Annotated in this window: 20 protein-coding genes; 7 read left to right on the plus strand and 13 right to left on the minus strand. The window is 68.3% G+C overall.

All coding sequences use genetic code 11. The features are described from left to right. Positions 1-10 precede the first annotated feature (10 nt). From HZ321_RS13535 to HZ321_RS13555, 5 genes are all read right to left on the minus strand, one after another. Positions 11-289 (minus strand): hypothetical protein, encoded by a 279-nt coding sequence (locus HZ321_RS13535; RefSeq protein ID WP_181702883.1) that lies wholly within the window; start codon positions 287-289, stop codon positions 11-13. Between the two features lie 60 nt (positions 290-349). Further along, positions 350-559: a hypothetical protein gene (locus HZ321_RS13540; protein WP_181702884.1), complete on the minus strand. Its 210-nt coding sequence runs from the start codon at positions 557-559 to the stop codon at positions 350-352. Positions 560-628: 69 nt separating this feature from the next. Next, positions 629-853, minus strand: a complete 225-nt coding sequence (locus HZ321_RS13545; protein ID WP_181702885.1) for a hypothetical protein — start codon at positions 851-853, stop codon at positions 629-631. Between the two features lie 88 nt (positions 854-941). Further along, a complete protein-coding gene (locus HZ321_RS13550) occupies positions 942-1,151 on the minus strand; it encodes a cold-shock protein (protein WP_181702886.1) in 210 nt (69 codons plus the stop codon). Positions 1,152-1,448: 297 nt separating this feature from the next. Beyond that, positions 1,449-1,814 (minus strand): DUF423 domain-containing protein, encoded by a 366-nt coding sequence (locus HZ321_RS13555; RefSeq protein ID WP_181702887.1) that lies wholly within the window; start codon positions 1,812-1,814, stop codon positions 1,449-1,451. A gap of 147 nt (positions 1,815-1,961) precedes the next feature. On the opposite strand from HZ321_RS13555, the gene HZ321_RS13560 reads away from it, so the two are divergent. Further along, positions 1,962-2,753 (plus strand): TrmH family RNA methyltransferase, encoded by a 792-nt coding sequence (locus HZ321_RS13560; protein ID WP_181702888.1) that lies wholly within the window; start codon positions 1,962-1,964, stop codon positions 2,751-2,753. Here HZ321_RS13560 and HZ321_RS13565 read toward each other — a convergent pair. The 7 genes from HZ321_RS13565 to HZ321_RS13595 form a co-directional block, all read right to left on the minus strand. Next, entirely contained in the window at positions 2,743-3,789 is a 1,047-nt protein-coding gene (locus HZ321_RS13565; RefSeq protein WP_181702889.1) for an ABC transporter ATP-binding protein, read from the minus strand. The genes HZ321_RS13560 and HZ321_RS13565 overlap by 11 nt on opposite strands. After that, positions 3,786-4,634 (minus strand): ABC transporter permease, encoded by an 849-nt coding sequence (locus HZ321_RS13570; RefSeq protein ID WP_181702890.1) that lies wholly within the window; start codon positions 4,632-4,634, stop codon positions 3,786-3,788. Before HZ321_RS13570 ends, HZ321_RS13565 begins: the two co-directional genes overlap by 4 nt. After that, the gene (locus HZ321_RS13575; protein WP_181702891.1) at positions 4,631-5,521 is read right to left on the minus strand and encodes an ABC transporter permease subunit; all 891 of its coding nucleotides are present in this window, start codon (positions 5,519-5,521) and stop codon (positions 4,631-4,633) included. The genes HZ321_RS13570 and HZ321_RS13575 overlap by 4 nt, the downstream gene beginning before the upstream one ends. Beyond that, positions 5,518-6,738, minus strand: a complete 1,221-nt coding sequence (locus HZ321_RS13580) for an ABC transporter substrate-binding protein (protein ID WP_206682783.1) — start codon at positions 6,736-6,738, stop codon at positions 5,518-5,520. The genes HZ321_RS13575 and HZ321_RS13580 overlap by 4 nt, the downstream gene beginning before the upstream one ends. A gap of 196 nt (positions 6,739-6,934) precedes the next feature. After that, positions 6,935-7,414, minus strand: coding sequence for a 30S ribosomal protein S9 (gene rpsI, locus HZ321_RS13585; protein WP_181702892.1), 480 nt, complete (start codon positions 7,412-7,414; stop codon positions 6,935-6,937). Positions 7,415-7,416: 2 nt separating this feature from the next. After that, complete coding sequence (rplM, locus tag HZ321_RS13590; RefSeq protein ID WP_181702893.1) at positions 7,417-7,878, minus strand: 50S ribosomal protein L13; 462 nt, start codon at positions 7,876-7,878, stop codon at positions 7,417-7,419. Between the two features lie 218 nt (positions 7,879-8,096). Beyond that, positions 8,097-8,528, minus strand: a complete 432-nt coding sequence (locus HZ321_RS13595; RefSeq protein WP_181702991.1) for a PaaI family thioesterase — start codon at positions 8,526-8,528, stop codon at positions 8,097-8,099. A 104-nt stretch (positions 8,529-8,632) separates the two neighbouring features. On the opposite strand from HZ321_RS13595, the gene HZ321_RS13600 reads away from it, so the two are divergent. The 3 genes from HZ321_RS13600 (at position 8,633) to HZ321_RS13610 (ending at position 11,714) form a co-directional block, all read left to right on the plus strand. Then, positions 8,633-9,070, plus strand: a complete 438-nt coding sequence (locus tag HZ321_RS13600) for a VOC family protein (protein WP_181702894.1) — start codon at positions 8,633-8,635, stop codon at positions 9,068-9,070. A 105-nt stretch (positions 9,071-9,175) separates the two neighbouring features. After that, positions 9,176-11,029: a dihydroxy-acid dehydratase gene (ilvD, locus tag HZ321_RS13605; RefSeq protein WP_181702895.1), complete on the plus strand. Its 1,854-nt coding sequence runs from the start codon at positions 9,176-9,178 to the stop codon at positions 11,027-11,029. 22 nt (positions 11,030-11,051) lie between these two features. Continuing rightward, the gene (locus tag HZ321_RS13610) at positions 11,052-11,714 is read left to right on the plus strand and encodes a glutathione S-transferase family protein (RefSeq protein WP_181702896.1); all 663 of its coding nucleotides are present in this window, start codon (positions 11,052-11,054) and stop codon (positions 11,712-11,714) included. Between the two features lie 9 nt (positions 11,715-11,723). Here the strand turns inward: HZ321_RS13610 and HZ321_RS13615 are convergent, their stop codons facing one another. Next, on the minus strand, positions 11,724-12,302 hold the full coding sequence (locus HZ321_RS13615; RefSeq protein ID WP_181702897.1) for a Uma2 family endonuclease: 579 nt from the start codon (positions 12,300-12,302) through the stop codon (positions 11,724-11,726). A 220-nt stretch (positions 12,303-12,522) separates the two neighbouring features. Here HZ321_RS13615 and HZ321_RS13620 point away from each other — a divergent pair, with 220 nt between their 5' ends. The 3 genes from HZ321_RS13620 (at position 12,523) to HZ321_RS13630 (ending at position 15,716) form a co-directional block, all read left to right on the plus strand. Continuing rightward, positions 12,523-13,770, plus strand: a complete 1,248-nt coding sequence (locus HZ321_RS13620; RefSeq protein WP_181702898.1) for an aminopeptidase — start codon at positions 12,523-12,525, stop codon at positions 13,768-13,770. A gap of 49 nt (positions 13,771-13,819) precedes the next feature. Next, complete coding sequence (locus HZ321_RS13625; protein ID WP_181702899.1) at positions 13,820-14,248, plus strand: CoA-binding protein; 429 nt, start codon at positions 13,820-13,822, stop codon at positions 14,246-14,248. A 184-nt stretch (positions 14,249-14,432) separates the two neighbouring features. Next, positions 14,433-15,716 carry an O-acetylhomoserine aminocarboxypropyltransferase gene (locus HZ321_RS13630; RefSeq protein WP_181702900.1) on the plus strand — a complete coding sequence of 428 codons (1,284 nt, stop codon included), beginning with the start codon at positions 14,433-14,435 and terminating at the stop codon, positions 15,714-15,716. The last annotated feature ends 16 nt before the right edge of the window (positions 15,717-15,732 follow it).

A 15,732-nucleotide genomic window follows, 5' to 3' on the forward strand; every position in this document is an offset into this window, starting at 1 on the left:
GAGCCGAATATCAGTCGTCGTCGTCGTCGTGAACTTCGCTCATGTCGCGCTTGGACACGCCCTTGACGGCCTTCTTCTTGGTCTCGGTCTTTGCGACCTTCGGCTTGGCGACCTTCTTGACCGGCCCGAGTTCGGCGCGGCGCGCCTGCTCGGCTTCGATCAGGGGCAACGCCGTCAGTGCCTGCTCCTGTTGTTTCTTGCTGCCGCCGCTCACCAGCCGCGTCGCGTTGATGTGGACGGTCGCCAGCGCATCGGCATCCAGGTGCGGCAGCATGTCTAGAATCTTCATGGGTCTCGTCCTCATGCTCGGCGTTGCGAAGGGCCCGCCACACGGCGACGAGCGATCCGATCAGCGCGATTCGGCGGGGGCGTCCGTCACGGCGGACAACCTGGAATGCGGCTCGCGGCGAAGCTTGTGATCCGCCACGCTCTCCAGGAGGTAGTTGGGCTCGCTGCTGTCGATCTCGTTCCGGCGCAGCACGACAAAGTCGCCGCTCACGGTCGCCGGATAGGAACCGCTGATCCGAACGCACTGTCCGATGTCAAAGGGTGTCGGCATCGTGGGACTCCTCTGTCTGGCCGCGTCCGGTCGCAGTCGGCGACCGCTTCGGACCGGCTGGTCCGGCCGTCAGGTCGTCCGCGAACGCCGGACGGACTGGATCCGGAGCGGCGGCAGGCCGGACTGGTCTGCGATGCCCTTGTCCTGGTCTTCCAGGAACGCGCGGGCGGGCGTGTCGCCATCAAGGCCGGCGAGAAGATCGCCGGGCACGCGACGGTTCGAACGCTGAGTGCCATCCTGGTAGATCACGTCGAACAGGACGAAATCCTTCCTGGCGGTCGGCTTGCGGGCCATTCGTCACCTCGCGGAAGAAATCGGCCGCCGGAGCGGCCTCAGCGGGGCCGGACGGATCCGGCCCCGAAGGATGCGTCGGCTGGAAGCCTTACGCGTCCTGAAGGTTCGTCGCGGCCGAACGGCCGGTGCGGCGGTCCGCCTCGACGTCGTAGGAAACCTTCTGGCCCTCGACGAGGCCGCGCATGCCGGAGCGCTCGACTGCGGAGACGTGAACGAACACGTCCGGCCCGCCGGCGTCCTGCGTGATGAAGCCGAAGCCCTTTTGACCGTTGAAGAACTTGACAATGCCAGTAGCCATTTTGGCCTCCATATAGACGCACGAATGCGTATTGCGCGGGGCCGGAAAGCCCCGCTTCATCCGAATTCAGCGATGTCAGGAAAGAAGCCGTGAAGGCCGATCGACGACGAGCTAATGTTCGAACAGGACTTAACTTAGTGTTCGCAGGCCGAAAAAGCAATCACAATTGAAAAATATCTCGCGGATCGAGTCGTTTTTCAGGCACGGATCAGCGGAAACTGGCGGTTTTTTCTTAACCGGGCGGGAAGCCCAGGCCGACACCGCGGCACGGAATCAGTCCCGAATGCAAAGCATCGCCTACCCCTGCCCCCGCCCGGCCATTGCGCCCACCGCGGCGATCAGCCAACTGGCGATCAGCAGCAGTCCGCCGAACGGCGCCGCCATCGGAAACAGCACGGTCGCGTGGATCGATCGCAGCAGCAGGTCGCCGGCGAACAGGGTGATCCCCACCGCCATCACCAGCGCCGCGATCTGCCGCATCCGCGTCGAGGCTCGCGACGGGATCGACAGCGCCAGCAGGGCCGCCGCGTGCACCAGCAGCATCTTCCCCGCCGTATCCACGTTCGTTCCCGAGTAGGCGTGGGCCCCGGCCGCGGAGGCCGCCACCCCGGCCGCGCCGGCCAGTCCCGCCGCCACGCCGATCACTCTGTCCCACACCGGCATCCAAGCCTCCCGATCTCATCGCCTAGAATGCGATCGAAGATTGGGGCCAAATTCCGGCAGCCGCCAGTGGCGTCTTCGCCCCCGCCGTGGCATAGCCCGCCGCAGCACCGTCGCCCGCTTGCCGCCCCGCAATCCAGGTCCAAGCCGATGCCCCGTTTCGAACCCGTCGACGACCCCGCCGATCCGCGCGTCGCCGACTATCTAGCCATCCGCGACCGCGACCTGATGAACGGCCACCAGGGCCGGTTCGCCGCCGAGGGTGAAACGGTGGTCACGGTCCTGCTCGGCAACGCCCGCTTCCGCGCATCCTCCATCCTGGTCGCGGAGAACCGCGTCGCCGCCCTCGCTCCGCTGCTCGGCAGGGCCGGCGACATCCCGATCTACGTCGCCGGCCAGAGCCTGATGAACGCGATCGTCGGCTTTCCCATCCATCGCGGGCTGATCGCGCTCGGCGAACGCGGCCCGCCGCTGGATGCGGACAGGCTCCTCGCTGCCCTGCCCCCGCTCGTTGTCGGTCTCGTCGGCATCGCCAACCACGACAATATGGGCGGCATCTTCCGCAACGCCGCCGCCTTCGGAGCCGGCGCGGTCTTGCTCGACGACACCTGCTGCGACCCGCTCTACCGCAAGGCCATCCGCGTTTCCGTGGGCGGTGCGCTGAAGGTCCCTTTCGCCCGTGCGGGCTCCGGCCTGGATCTCGTCGGCCGCCTGCGCGGCGCCGGCTATCTCCCGCTCGGCCTTACTCCGCGCGGCATGCTCCGCCTGGACGAGGTCGATCGCACGCGCCCGCTCGCCGTCGTCCTCGGCACCGAGGGCCCCGGCCTCCCCGACGCCGTGCTCGACGGCACGCAAACCGTGCGGATCGACATGAGCGGCGGATTCGACAGCCTGAACGTTGCCACCACGTCGGGCATCGCGCTCTACCAGCTCACCCGCTGAGCGGCCACAGCGCCTCCGCAGGCAGCGCGATTCGGACCCGGTCGCCCACCGCGACGCTTCGATGCGAGGCCGCCGGCGCGGCCACCGTCAGCATCACGCCCCCGCCGATCTCCACCTCCACCAGCGTGTGCGTACCGCGATAGCCGACGCTCCGCACCAGCCCATCCAGCCCGTTCTCCGCGCCCGGCCGCGCGCCGAGGATCAGTGCTTCCGGTCGCGCCGCGACCGCTGTGGCGCTCCCCTCGCCGATGGCAGCGAGCCGCAGCGTACCGGCCGCCGTCACGAACCGGTCGCCCTCGAAGCGCCCCTCCAGGATGTTGCTCGCGCCGAAGAACGCGGCCGCCGCCCGCGTCGCCGGTCGTTCGAACACGGCGTCGGGCGCGCCATGTTGCACCAGCCGCCCGCCGAGCATCAGCGCCACTCCGTCAGCGACGGACACCGCCTCCTCCCGGTCGTGCGTCACGAACAGCGTCGTTGTCGCGGTGGCCCGCTGCACGGTCCGGATCAGCCCGCGCATCTCTTCGCGAAGTTCCGGGTCGAGGCTCGTCAGCGGCTCGTCCAGAAGCAGCACGCGCGGCTTCACGATCAGCGCCCGCGCCAACGCCACCCGCTGCGCCTGCCCGCCGGACAGCGCGTGCGGCCGTCGCGGCCCGAACCCTTCTAGCCGCACCAGGGCCAGCATCTCCTCCACGCGGCGGGCGATGTTCCCGGCCGGCTCCCCGCGCATCCGCAGCCCGAAGCCGACGTTGCCGGCCACGTCCAGGTGCGGGAACAGCAGGTGATCCTGTCCCATCAGCACCACGCCGCGCCGCTCCGGCTGCAGCCCGAGAACCGACGATCCGTCGATCAGCACGTCGCCCCCGTCGGCGTCGACCAGCCCGGCGAGGCATTTCAGCACCGTTGACTTCCCGCACCCCGACGGACCCACCAGCGCCGTCAACGATCCCGGCGCGAGGTCGAGCGAGAACCCGTCGACCGCCGGTGCACCGCCCGGGCCGTACCGCTTCGTCAGCGACCGGATCGCCACCGTGCTCATCGCCGCCCGCCCCGCCCGAGCAGCGTGGATGTCAGCACCAGCACCGCCAGCCCGGGCAGGATCGTCAGCACCGCCGCCACGCCGGCGAGGTCGTTGCGTCCCGCCGCGATCGATTGGCCGAGCAGCAGCGGCATCGTGATCACGCGCCCGCCGCCGACCAGCAGCGTCAGTCCATACTGGCTCCAGGCCACCAGGAACGCGAAGGCGGCCGCCACCGACAGCCCCGGCGCCACCATCGGCAACGTCACGTGGCGCAGCGTCTGCCAGGACGACGCTCCAAGCCCGCGCGCCTGCGCCTCGAAGGCCCGGTCGTGGGTGGCGAACACGCTGGCCGAGATCAGCACCACATAGGGAAGCACCGGAACCAGGAACACCAGGACGACGCCGCCCGCCGTGCCCGTCAGGCCCAGCCGGATCATCACCGCATGAAGCCCCATCGCCACGCCGAGGCCCGGCACCAGGATCGGCGCGAGCACCAGCATCTCCACCCAGCGCTTGCCCGGAAAGGCGTGCATCCCCAGCGCCCGCCCCGCCGGCACGCCGATCAGCATGCCCAGCGCCGCCGCCGCGGCCGAGACACCCACGGACGTCCCGAGCGCGCGCCAGACGTCGCTGCCGTTCGCGAACGCGCGCGCCCAGGCCGCAAGGCTGATCTCGGCCGGAAGCAGCGCCGGGAAGAACCAGCCCCGCGCCACCGACCAGAGCACCACCGGCACCAGCGGCACGACGAGCCACGCCACCAGCAGCAGCAGCGGCAGGCCGGCCCGCCGCTTCGTCGGCGCCGCGGACGGAACCGTCGCCGGCTTGTCGCCCACCGGTGTGGCGATGCTCCAGATCGCCGTCATCGCCGCGCTCCCGTCAGCAGCGAGCGCCAAGCGAGGATCATCCCCAGCCCCGCCGCCGCCGTCGTCAGCGACAGCGCGACCGCGGCCGGCCGGTCGGCCAGCGTGTGCGAGGTGAACATCTCGTAGGCAAGCACCGGCAGCAGCTTCGGCTGGCTGGCGCCGGTCAGGGCCGGCACTTCGTAGGTGCCCAGCGCGAAGGCGAAGATGATGGTGCCGCAGGCGATCAGCCCCGGCCGGATCTGCGGCAGCGTCACATGCCGGAACGCCTGCCACCGCGTCGCGCCCAGCGAGCGTGCCGTCTGGCCCGGCCGGTCGCCCACGGAGGCGAGCAGCGACAGCGTCACCACGCCCACGAACGGCACCTCCTTCCAGACATAGGCGAGAATCGTCCCGATCGCCGCGCGGTCGTAGACCAGCGCCGGAAAATCCTGCGGCCCCGAGATCAGCCCCAGGCCGAACGCGGCCCGTGCCAGCAGGCCGGACTGCGACAGCAGCCACACCGCCCCCACCGCCGCCACCACGTGCGGCACCGTCAGGTTCGCCTGGAACAGGAACAGCGTCGCCCGGCCGAGAACGGTGTCCGCCGCCAGCCGCCGAAGCGCCACCGCAGCGGACACCCCGATCCCCAGCGACAGCACCGTCGACGCTGTCGCGACCCAGACCGTCAGCACGATGGAGGCCCACAGCCCCGGCAAGCCCGCCACCTGCCGGTAGGCGGCCAACGACACGTCGAACCGGCCCACGAACGGCGACACCCCGATCGTCTGCAGCACCGCCAGCAGCAGGCCCCCGCCGAACAGCAGGCCGAGCACCGCCACGGTCGGCGCGACCATCCGCCGAACCGAAGCGGCGCGGACCGGCATGGCGTCGGGTCCGATCGAACTCACCGGCCGATCGTCTCCTTCCAGCGCGCCTCGATCGCCGTCACCCAGGCCGCGGACGGCTCGGGCATGGCGACGTCAGCCAGTTGCTCGGGGGCGACCACCGCGGGGTGCCGGGGGATGGCCCGGAACCGGTCGGCGTCTGCCGGCGTCAGCCTGTCCAGGTCGAGCACCGTCGCCATGCCCCAGACGTCCGGGCGCGCCTTCTCGTACTGCAGGTCCACCGAGAGCAGCGCGTTGGCGAGCACCATCGCCGCCGACCGGTTCCGGGCGTTGGCGGGGATGGCGATGTAGCTGGTGTTGGCAAGCGTTCCGTCGTCCAGCGTGAACGACCGGGTTGTCGGCGGGAAGGTGCCGTTCTCCACATTCGCGCCGAACACGGTCGGCTCGTAGTTGAAGGTGAAGTCCACCTCTCCGTTGGCGAAAAGCTGGTTGAGCTGCGCGATCGACGTCGGATAGGTCTCGCCGCCGCGCCACAGCGACGGTTCCAACGCCTCGAGCAGCCCAAAAGCTTTTTCGGCGATCGCGTCGAACCGGCCCTGATCGAACGGCCCGGCAACCGCGTCCGGCCCGCCGGCCGCATGGATGAACAACTGCCGGATGAAGGCGCTGCCGTTGAAGTCGGGCGGCGCCGGATAAGCGAACCGGCCCGGGTTCGCCCGGATCCAGTCGATGAGAGCGCCCATGGTCTTCGGCGGTGTCGCGACCCGCGCGCTGTCTGTCCCGAACGCGAAGTTGGCCCGGCTCCACGGCACCTCGCAGTCGTCGACCGGTGTCCCGAAGTCCGTGCTGATCGAAGGATCCTCCCAGTCGACCAGCCCCGCATTGGGCAGCCCCCGCGCATAACCGCAGAGCACCAGGCCGCCTACCTTCAGCGTCCGGAAGTTCTCGCCGTTGATCCAGACCAGATCCACCGAGCCCGCGTCCGTGACGCCAGCTTCCGTTTCCGACAGCACCTGGTTGACCACTTCGGCTGTGTCGGCCACGCCCACCCGGTTGACTGTGATCCCGTGGTCCCGTTCCAGCGCCTCGGCCACGGGTCCGGAGATGAAGGCATTGATCCGCTCGTCGCCGCCCCACAGGAAGAAGTTCACCGACCCGCCCCGCGCCTCGGCTTCGATCTGCGCAAAGGGCTTGGGTTCCGCCGCATGGCCGGGTGTGCTCGCGAGCAACCCGATCGCGGTCAGCGCGACTGCGGCCAGCACCGGTCTCAAGGCCATCATCAACGTCTCCCTCCGGAACGAACACCCTGGACTTCGATAGCCGAGGCCTCTGTCTATTTCATCTGGACGAACGGCCTCATTACGCAGCCGGCTCATCACATTCTGCTGAGGGGTGGTTTTTCGGCAGAAACGAAAAAGGCGGAGCCGATTGGCCCCGCCTTTCCGATTTGCTTGAAGATCCGGCTGTAAGCCCGGATCAGCGCTTGGAGAACTGGAAGCTCCGGCGCGCCTTCGCGCGGCCGTACTTCTTGCGCTCCACGACGCGGCTGTCGCGGGTGAGGAAGCCGAGCTTCTTCAGCACGCCGCGCAGGCCCGGCTCGTAGTAGGTCAGCGCCTTGGACAGGCCGTGGCGCAGCGCACCCGCCTGGCCCGACAGACCGCCGCCGGCGACCGTGGCGAACACGTCGAACTGGCCATCGCGGTTGGAGGCCAGGATCGGCTGCTGCACGATCATCTGCAGGACCGGGCGGCCGAAGTAGGCCGTGAAGTCCTTGTCGTTGACGACGATCTTGCCGCTGCCCGGCTTGATCCAGACGCGGGCGACCGCGTCCTTGCGCTTGCCGGTCGCATAGGCGCGGCCGAACTTGTCCAGCTTCTGGACATGCACCGGGGCTTCCGGCTGAACCGCGGCGGCAGTGGTGCCGGCGAGTTCGGAGAGGGACGACAGCTCTGCCACGTTCAGGCCCTCGCGTTCTTCTTGTTGAGTGACTTGACGTCGAGCGTTTCCGGCTGCTGGGCAGCGTGCGGATGCTCGGCACCGGCGTAGACGCGCAGGTTCTTGAGCTGCTGGCGGCCGAGCGGACCTTCCGGGATCATGCGCTCGACGGCCTTCTCAAGGACCCGCTCCGGGAAACGGCCTTCCAGGATGGCACGCGCGGTGCGCTCCTTGATGCCGCCGATGTAGCCGGTGTGCCAGTAGTACTTCTTGTCCTGGTACTTGCGGCCGGTGAGCACCACCTTGTCCGCGTTGATCACGACGACGTTGTCGCCATCATCCACGTGCGGCGTGTAGCTCGCCTTGTGCTTGCCCCGCAGGTGCATCGCGATGATCGTCGCGAGCCGCCCGACAACGAGGCCTTCGGCGTCGATGAGGATCCACTTCTTCTGGATCTCCGACGCCTTTGCCGAATAGGTCGTCATGGTTGAACCATCCGTTGAACTTGTTTGCTCCGGCGCCCGCCGACGAAGCTGGCGCGGGAAAACGGCCCCGGAGTCCCCAGGAACCATCGTCGGCGCGGTGTATACGCGAGAGGCTGCGCGCAGTCAACATTGCGCGGCAAAACGAAAACGATATAAAACAATGACTTAGGTGATAGGGTATTATATTACCGCCGATTTTTCTGCTGCCGCCGTCGCCATTACCGCGGCGGAATCGAATAGGTCGCGCTTGCAAAGGCGAACGGTTGGTCCTCGTCCTCCCCGTCGATGTCGACGGACGCCACCGCCAGCCGCTTGCCCAGCTTCAGGAGCCGGCCCTTCCCGTGCAGGTGCCCAGGCTCGGGTTTCCTGAGGAAGTCGATGGAGAGATGCGTCGTCACCGTCAGTGCCGCCGGCCCGATATGCGCCAGGATCGTCACCCAGGCGGTGATGTCGGCCAGCGTCATGATTGTCGGTCCCGACACCGTCCCGCCCGGCCGCAGGTGCTCGGGTCCCGCCTCGCAGCGCACGGATGACCAGCCCGGACCCACCGCCGTCACCACGTAGACCCGCCGCGTCGCGTTCAGTTCGGGAAAGTCGCGGTCGAGGAAGCGGTTCAGCTCTTCGGGCGTCATCACCGGCGACAGCAGCATCGGCTTCTCCTTCATGACATCATCTGGCACCCCGCCCTGCTACCATGAACGCCTGCAGCAACCCCGACCGACTTTCGTCGGCGCGAGAATTCCGGAGCGCATCCATGCCCGCGACACCCTTCGCCAAGGCCATCTCCCTCGTCACCCTCGGTGTCGCCGATGTCCCGCGCTCCACCGCCTTCTATGAAGCCCTCGGCTTCGTCCGCTCACCCCAGTCCGTCGATACCACCACCTTCTTCCAGCTGTCCGGTGTGGTTCTCTCTCTCTATGGCCGCGTTCCCCTCGCCGAGGACGCTAAGGTGCCCGCGGAGGGTTCCGGTTTCCGCGCCGTCACCCTCGCCCAGAACTTTCCCACCGTGGAGGCGGTGGACGCTGCCTACGCTCACGCCCTCTCCATCGGCGCTACCCCGGTGAAGCCGCCCGAGGCTGTGTTCTGGGGCGGCTATTCCGGCTACTTCGCCGACCCCGACGGCCACCTCTGGGAGATCGCCCACAACCCGTTCTTCCCGCTCGACGCGGAAGGCCGCCTCCACATCGATTGAATTCCCTTCGGTTTCGCGGGAAAATTCACGAGGCCCGCCCCTTGGACAGGCGGCCGCTAACCCCTTATATCCTCCAAGCGCTCGTCCACGCCCGAAGGAACCGTCATGCCCGCCTACCGCTCACGCACCACCACCCACGGCCGCAACATGGCGGGCGCACGGGGACTCTGGCGCGCCACGGGCATGAAGGACGAGGATTTCGGCAAGCCGATCATTGCCGTGGTGAACTCGTTCACGCAGTTCGTGCCCGGCCACGTCCACCTCAAGGACCTCGGCCAGCTGGTCGCCCGCGAGATCGAGAAGGCCGGCGGCGTCGCCAAGGAGTTCAACACGATCGCCGTCGACGACGGCATCGCGATGGGCCACGACGGCATGCTCTATTCCCTGCCCTCGCGCGATCTCATCGCCGATAGCGTTGAGTACATGGTCAACGCGCATTGCGCCGACGCCATGGTCTGCATCTCCAATTGCGACAAGATCACCCCGGGCATGCTGATGGCCGCCATGCGCCTCAACATCCCCGCCGTGTTCGTCTCCGGCGGGCCGATGGAGGCCGGCAAGGTCGTCCTCGGCGAGAAGCTGAAGAAGCTCGACCTCGTCGATGCCATGGTCGCCGCCGCCGACGAGGCGGTGTCGGACGAGGACGTCAAGGTTATCGAGCGCTCCGCCTGCCCCACCTGCGGCTCCTGCTCGGGCATGTTCACGGCCAACTCCATGAACTGCCTCACCGAGGCGCTCGGCCTGTCGCTGCCCGGCAACGGCTCCACCCTCGCCACCCACGCCGACCGCAAGCGCCTCTTTGTGGAAGCCGGCCACCTCGCCGTCGACCTCGCCAAGCGCTACTACGAGCAGGACGACGCGTCCGTGCTGCCGCGCTCGATCGCCACCTTCGAGGCCTTCGAAAACGCGATGACGCTCGACATCGCCATGGGCGGCTCCACCAACACCGTCCTCCATCTGCTCGCCGCCGCCTTCGAGGCGGGCGTCGACTTCACGATGAAGGACATCGACCGCCTGTCCCGCCGCGTTCCGGTGCTCTGCAAGGTCGCCCCCTCCGTCGCAAACGTCCACATGGAGGACGTCCACCGCGCCGGCGGCATCATGTCGATCCTCGGCGAGCTCCAGAAGGGCGGCCTCGTCCACGCCGAATGCGGCACCGTCCACAGCGCCACGCTGGGCGACGCCATCGAGCGCTGGGACGTCACCCGCACCCGCTCCGAAAGCGTCAAGGACTTCTTCCGCGCCGCGCCCGGCGGCGTGCCCACCCAGGTCGCCTTCAGCCAGGCAAACCGCTGGGAGGACCTCGACACCGATCGCACGGCCGGCACCATCCGCTCCGTCGAGCACGCCTTCTCCAAGGACGGTGGCCTCGCGGTCCTCTACGGCAATCTCGCCGTGGATGGCTGCATCGTGAAGACGGCCGGCGTCGACGCCTCGATCCTCAAGTTCAACGGCCCGGCCCGCATCTTCGAGAGCCAGGACGACGCCGTGAAGGGTATCCTCGGCGGCAAGGTCGCGGCGGGCGACGTCGTGCTGATCCGCTACGAGGGCCCCAAGGGCGGCCCCGGCATGCAGGAGATGCTCTACCCGACCAGCTACATCAAGTCGAAGGGCCTCGGAAAGGCCTGCGCCCTGGTCACCGACGGCCGCTTCTCCGGCGGCACCTCTGGCCTTTCCATCGGCCACGTCTCGCCCGAGGCGGCCGAGGGCGGCCTGATCGGCCTCGTCGAGGAGAACGACCCGATCGTCATCGACATCCCGAACCGCGTCATCCGCGTCGACGTGCCGGATGAGGTCTTCGCCGCTCGCCGTGCCGCCATGGACGCCAAGGGCCGCGACGGTTGGAAGCCGGCTGCACCGCGTCCGCGCAAAGTGACGCCGGCGCTCCGCGCCTACGCGGCGATGACGACCTCCGCGGCCCGCGGCGCCATCCGCGACGTCGGCCAGATCGAGAAGTAAGCCAACCCGCAGGAACCGCGCGATGACCCTCACCATCTACGGCGTCGCGCGGTCCCGCACCTCGCGCGTGCTCTGGACCGCCGGCGAGCTCGGCCTTTCCTACGAGCATATCCCCGTCATCCAGGCCCGCCGGCTGGCCGATCCGGATGCTCCGGACGCGCCCGTCAACACGCGGTCGCCGGCCTTCCTCAAGGTCAATCCCGCCGGCCAGATTCCGACCATCGACGACGACGGGCTGATCCTCACCGAGTCGCTCGCCATCCCGCTCTACCTCGCCCGCAAGCACGGCGGCCCCTTCGCTCCGAACGGCCTGGCGGAGGAGGCACGGGCGACCAACTGGGCGCTCTTCGCCGCCACCCAGCTCGAACCGCACACCATCGTCATCGTCTTCCACCGGCTCGATCTGCCGGAGGATCAGCGCAACGAAGCCGCCGTCGCAGCGGCCATGCGCGCGCTGAAACCGCGCCTGCGCGAGCTCGAGCAGGTTCTGGCCGCTGGCGGCGGCTACCTCCTCGGCGACCGCTTCACCGTCGCCGACCTCCTCGTCGCCGAAGTCCTGCGATACGCCCAGCCCGCCCCGGAACTCTTCGAAGCCACCCCCGCCGTCACCGATTGGCTCACACGTTGCCAATCCCGCCCGGCCTACAAGGCCATGCAGGCCCTCCGCGCCGCCGAGCCGGCGTGACAGGGTCGGTCAGTCAGTCAGGTCGAGATCTGCGAGGCGAAAGGCGAGGTCCGGCGCGAGCTCGGGGCTGAGCATGTCCGAGTCGCCGAACGCCTGGACCTCGCCATAGCCCTCCGGCGACGGGCGACGGTGAACGTGAACGACGCGGGCGATCGGATCGATCACCCAGAGCTCACGGATGCCGAAGCGGGCATAGACCCCCGCCTTCTTGCCAAGATCGTAGCCGAGCGACGAGACGCCGATCTCCACGGCAAGCAGCGCCGTGGCGCCGTTCAGTTTCCGGATGCCGACGGTGCGCGGCATAACCACGAAATCCGGCTCCAGGAAGGTGTCGACCGAAAGGCGGAACGTCGTCTCGGGCACAAAGACAAGGTCGGGCGGGCAGCGCCGCGCCCAGTACATCATCAACGCCGTCTTGTAGATCTCGTGTTCGTTGCCCTTGGGCGACATCGGGATGAGTTCCCCGTCGATGAGTTCGACGCGCTCGTCCTCCCCGATCAGCCCGACCTCGACCATGCGCTCGACGTCCGCCACCGTGAACAGGCGGCGGGGCAGACCATCGGCGGCGATGTGGCTTCGGAAGTTCATGGGCAGAGGATATCACGGTCCTGGTCGGGTTAGGAGGTGCTGGGCGATGCCCCGGCGTACCGCCTCGCGATCATCTTCGGCATCCATGGTTCCCTGTCAAATTCTGCAATACGCAACCGTGAAAAGGGATGCGGTCCGGAGCGACTCCATCCGGCGGAGCCGGTGACAGCCACAGCGGCACAGCCTATATCAGGGCAAACCGACCCTCGGAGATCCACCCATGAACGTCCCTGCCCGTCTGCCCAACGACACCCGTCTCGACAAGCTGGCCGAGGTGGCCGTCAAGGTGGGTCTCGGCGGCGTCGCAGGTCAGCAGCTCGTGATGACCGCACCACTGGAGGCCGCGCCGCTCGTTCGCCGCATCACCGAGCACGCCTACAAGGCCGGCGCGACGCTCGTCACCACCCTCTACGCCGACGACGAGGCCACCCTCGCCCGCTATGCCTACGGCCCCGACGCGTCCTTCGACACGGCCCCGGCCTGGCTCTATGCGGGCATGGCCGAGGCCTACAAGGCCGGTGCCGCCCGCCTCGCCATCTCCGGCGCCGACCCCAGCCTCCTTGCCGGCCAGGATCCGGACAAGGTCGGCCGCGCCAACCGCGCCAACTCCGCCGCCTATATGCCGGCTATGCAGCCGATCGTGAACTTCGAGATCAACTGGACCATCGTCTCCTACGCCACGCCGGCCTGGGCCAAGGCGATGTTCCCGGGCGAAACCGAGGAGAAGGCCGTCGAGAAACTGTGGGACGCCATCTTCGCCGCCTCCCGCATCGACGCCGCCGACCCGGTGGCCGCCTGGCAGCAGCACAACGCGAATCTCCACGCCCGCAAGGACTGGCTGAACGCCAAGCGCTTCTCCGCCGTCCGCTTCGCCGGCCCCGGTACGGACCTCACCGTTGGACTTGCCGACGATCACGAGTGGTGCGGCGGCTCCACCAGCACCCGCAACGCCATGACCTGCAACGCCAACATCCCGACGGAGGAGGTCTTCACCACCCCGCACAAGGATCGCGTCGAGGGCCATGTCCGCTCCACGAAGCCGCTCTCCTACATGGGCACCCTGATCGAGGACATCGCCGTCCGCTTCGAGGGCGGCCGCATCGTCGAGGCCACCGCCTCGCGCGGAGAGGACGTCCTGCGCAAGGTGCTGGAGACCGACGAGGGTGCCGCCCGCCTGGGCGAGGTCGCGCTGGTGCCGCACTCCTCCCCGATCTCCGCCAGCGGCCTCCTCTTCTACAACACCCTCTACGACGAGAACGCCTCCAGCCACATCGCCCTCGGCCAGGCCTACTCCAAGTGCTTCGTCGGCGGCGGCGTAGGCCTTTCGCCGGAGGACCTCGCGGCCCGCGGTGCCAACAAGAGCCTGATCCACATTGACTGGATGATCGGTTCCGACGCCATCGACGCCGACGGCGTCAACGCCGACGGCACAAGCGAGCCCATCATGCGCAAGGGCGAGTGGGTCTGACCGACCCGAGCCGCGGCGCATCCGAACCCTGAGACCGAGGACCTGATCCATGAAGATCGATGGCAAGACGGACGCCGATATCCGCGACATCCTATCGTCCACGAAGACGATAGCGCTCGTCGGAGCCAGCCAGAACCCGGACCGCGCCTCCCACGGCGTCCTCGGCTTCCTGCTGCGTCGGGGCTACCGCGTCTTCCCGATCAACCCCGGTCTTGCCGGCAAGACGATCCACGGCGCCACCGTCTACGCCTCCCTCGCCGACCTTCCCGAGCCGGTCGACATGGTCGATGTATTCCGCAACTCCGAAGCAGCCGGCGCCGTCATCGACGAGGCCCTCGCGCTCGATCCGAAACCGAAGACGGTCTGGCTCCAGCTCGGCGTGATCAACGCGGAGGGCGCCCGGCGCGGTGAGGCGGCCGGCGTTTCGGTCGTCATGGACCGCTGCCCGGCCATCGAGATCCCCCGCCTCGGCCTTTGACCCGAACACCGGCGGACGAGAACGCAGGAGGCAGGACGGCGTTGATCAGGGACGCCGTTCTGGAAAACTATTCCCCGTCAGGGCACTGCCGGAGCATCATCTCGATTGCGCCCACATCGTCTTCCCGCTTGAATGCCGCCCGACATCCGGCCGAACCGGACGCTGCCACCAACGGGAGGACATCATGACCGATCACGTACCCGGCTTTTCCACGCTCGCGATTCACGCCGGCGCCAAGCCCGATCCGACCACCGGCGCGCGGGTGACGCCGATCTACCAGACCACGTCCTACGTCTTCGAGGACGTTGACCACGCGGCCTCCCTGTTCGGCCTGCAGGCCTTCGGCAACATCTACACCCGCATCAACAACCCGACCCAGAGCGTCCTGGAGGAACGGGTCGCGGCCCTGGAGGGCGGCACCGCGGCGCTCGCCGTTGCCTCCGGCCATGCCGCTCAGTTGCTCGTCTTCCACACGCTTCTGAAGCCGGGCGACGAGTTCATCGCCTCCACCAAGCTCTATGGCGGCTCGATCAATCAGTTCAACAACTCGTTCAAGAACTTCGGCTGGAACGTCGTGTGGGCCGACCCGTCCGACATCGGTGCTTTCGAGCGTGCCGTGACGCCCCGCACCAAGGCGATCTTCATTGAATCGATCGCCAACCCGGGCGGCCTCGTCACCGACATCGCCGGTATCGCCCAGGTCGCTCGCCGCGCCGGGGTACCGCTGATCGTCGACAACACCCTCGCCTCGCCCTACCTCTGCCGGCCGATCGAGCATGGCGCCGACATCGTCGTCCACTCCGCCACCAAGTTCCTCGGCGGCCACGGCAATTCGGTGGGCGGCGTCATCGTCGACGGCGGCACCTTCGACTGGTCCCGCGAGGGGCGCTACCCCATGCTCTCCGCGCCGCGGCCGGAGTACAACGGCGTGGTCCTCGCCGACACCTTCGGCAACTTCGCCTTTGCCATCGCCTGCCGGGTCCTCGGCCTGCGCGACCTCGGTCCCGCGATCTCGCCCTTCAACGCCTTCCTGATCCTCACCGGTATCGAGACCCTGCCGCTGCGCATGCAGCGCCATTCCGAAAACGCCCTCGCGGTGGCCCGCTACCTTGCCGGCCACGACAAGGTGTCGTGGGTCTCCTACGCCGGCCTGGAGACAGACGCGAACCACCAGCTCCAGCAGCGCTATGCCCCGAAGGGCGCCGGCGCCGTGTTCACCTTCGGCCTGAAGGGCGGCTACGACGCCGGCATCGGCCTGGTCAAGCACGTGGAGCTCTTCTCCCACCTCGCCAACGTCGGCGACACCCGCTCGCTGATCATCCACCCGGCCTCCACCACCCACCGCCAGCTGACCGACGACCAGAAGACGACGGCCGGCGCCGGACCCGACGTGGTGCGCCTGTCCGTCGGCATCGAGGATGTCGCCGACATCATCGCCGACCTGGAGCAGGCGTTGGCGAAGATCTGACCGCCAACGCCGATGC

Origin of the sequence: Chthonobacter albigriseus (assembly GCF_013839445.1) — a bacterium.
GTDB lineage: Bacteria > Pseudomonadota > Alphaproteobacteria > Rhizobiales > Pleomorphomonadaceae > Chthonobacter > Chthonobacter albigriseus.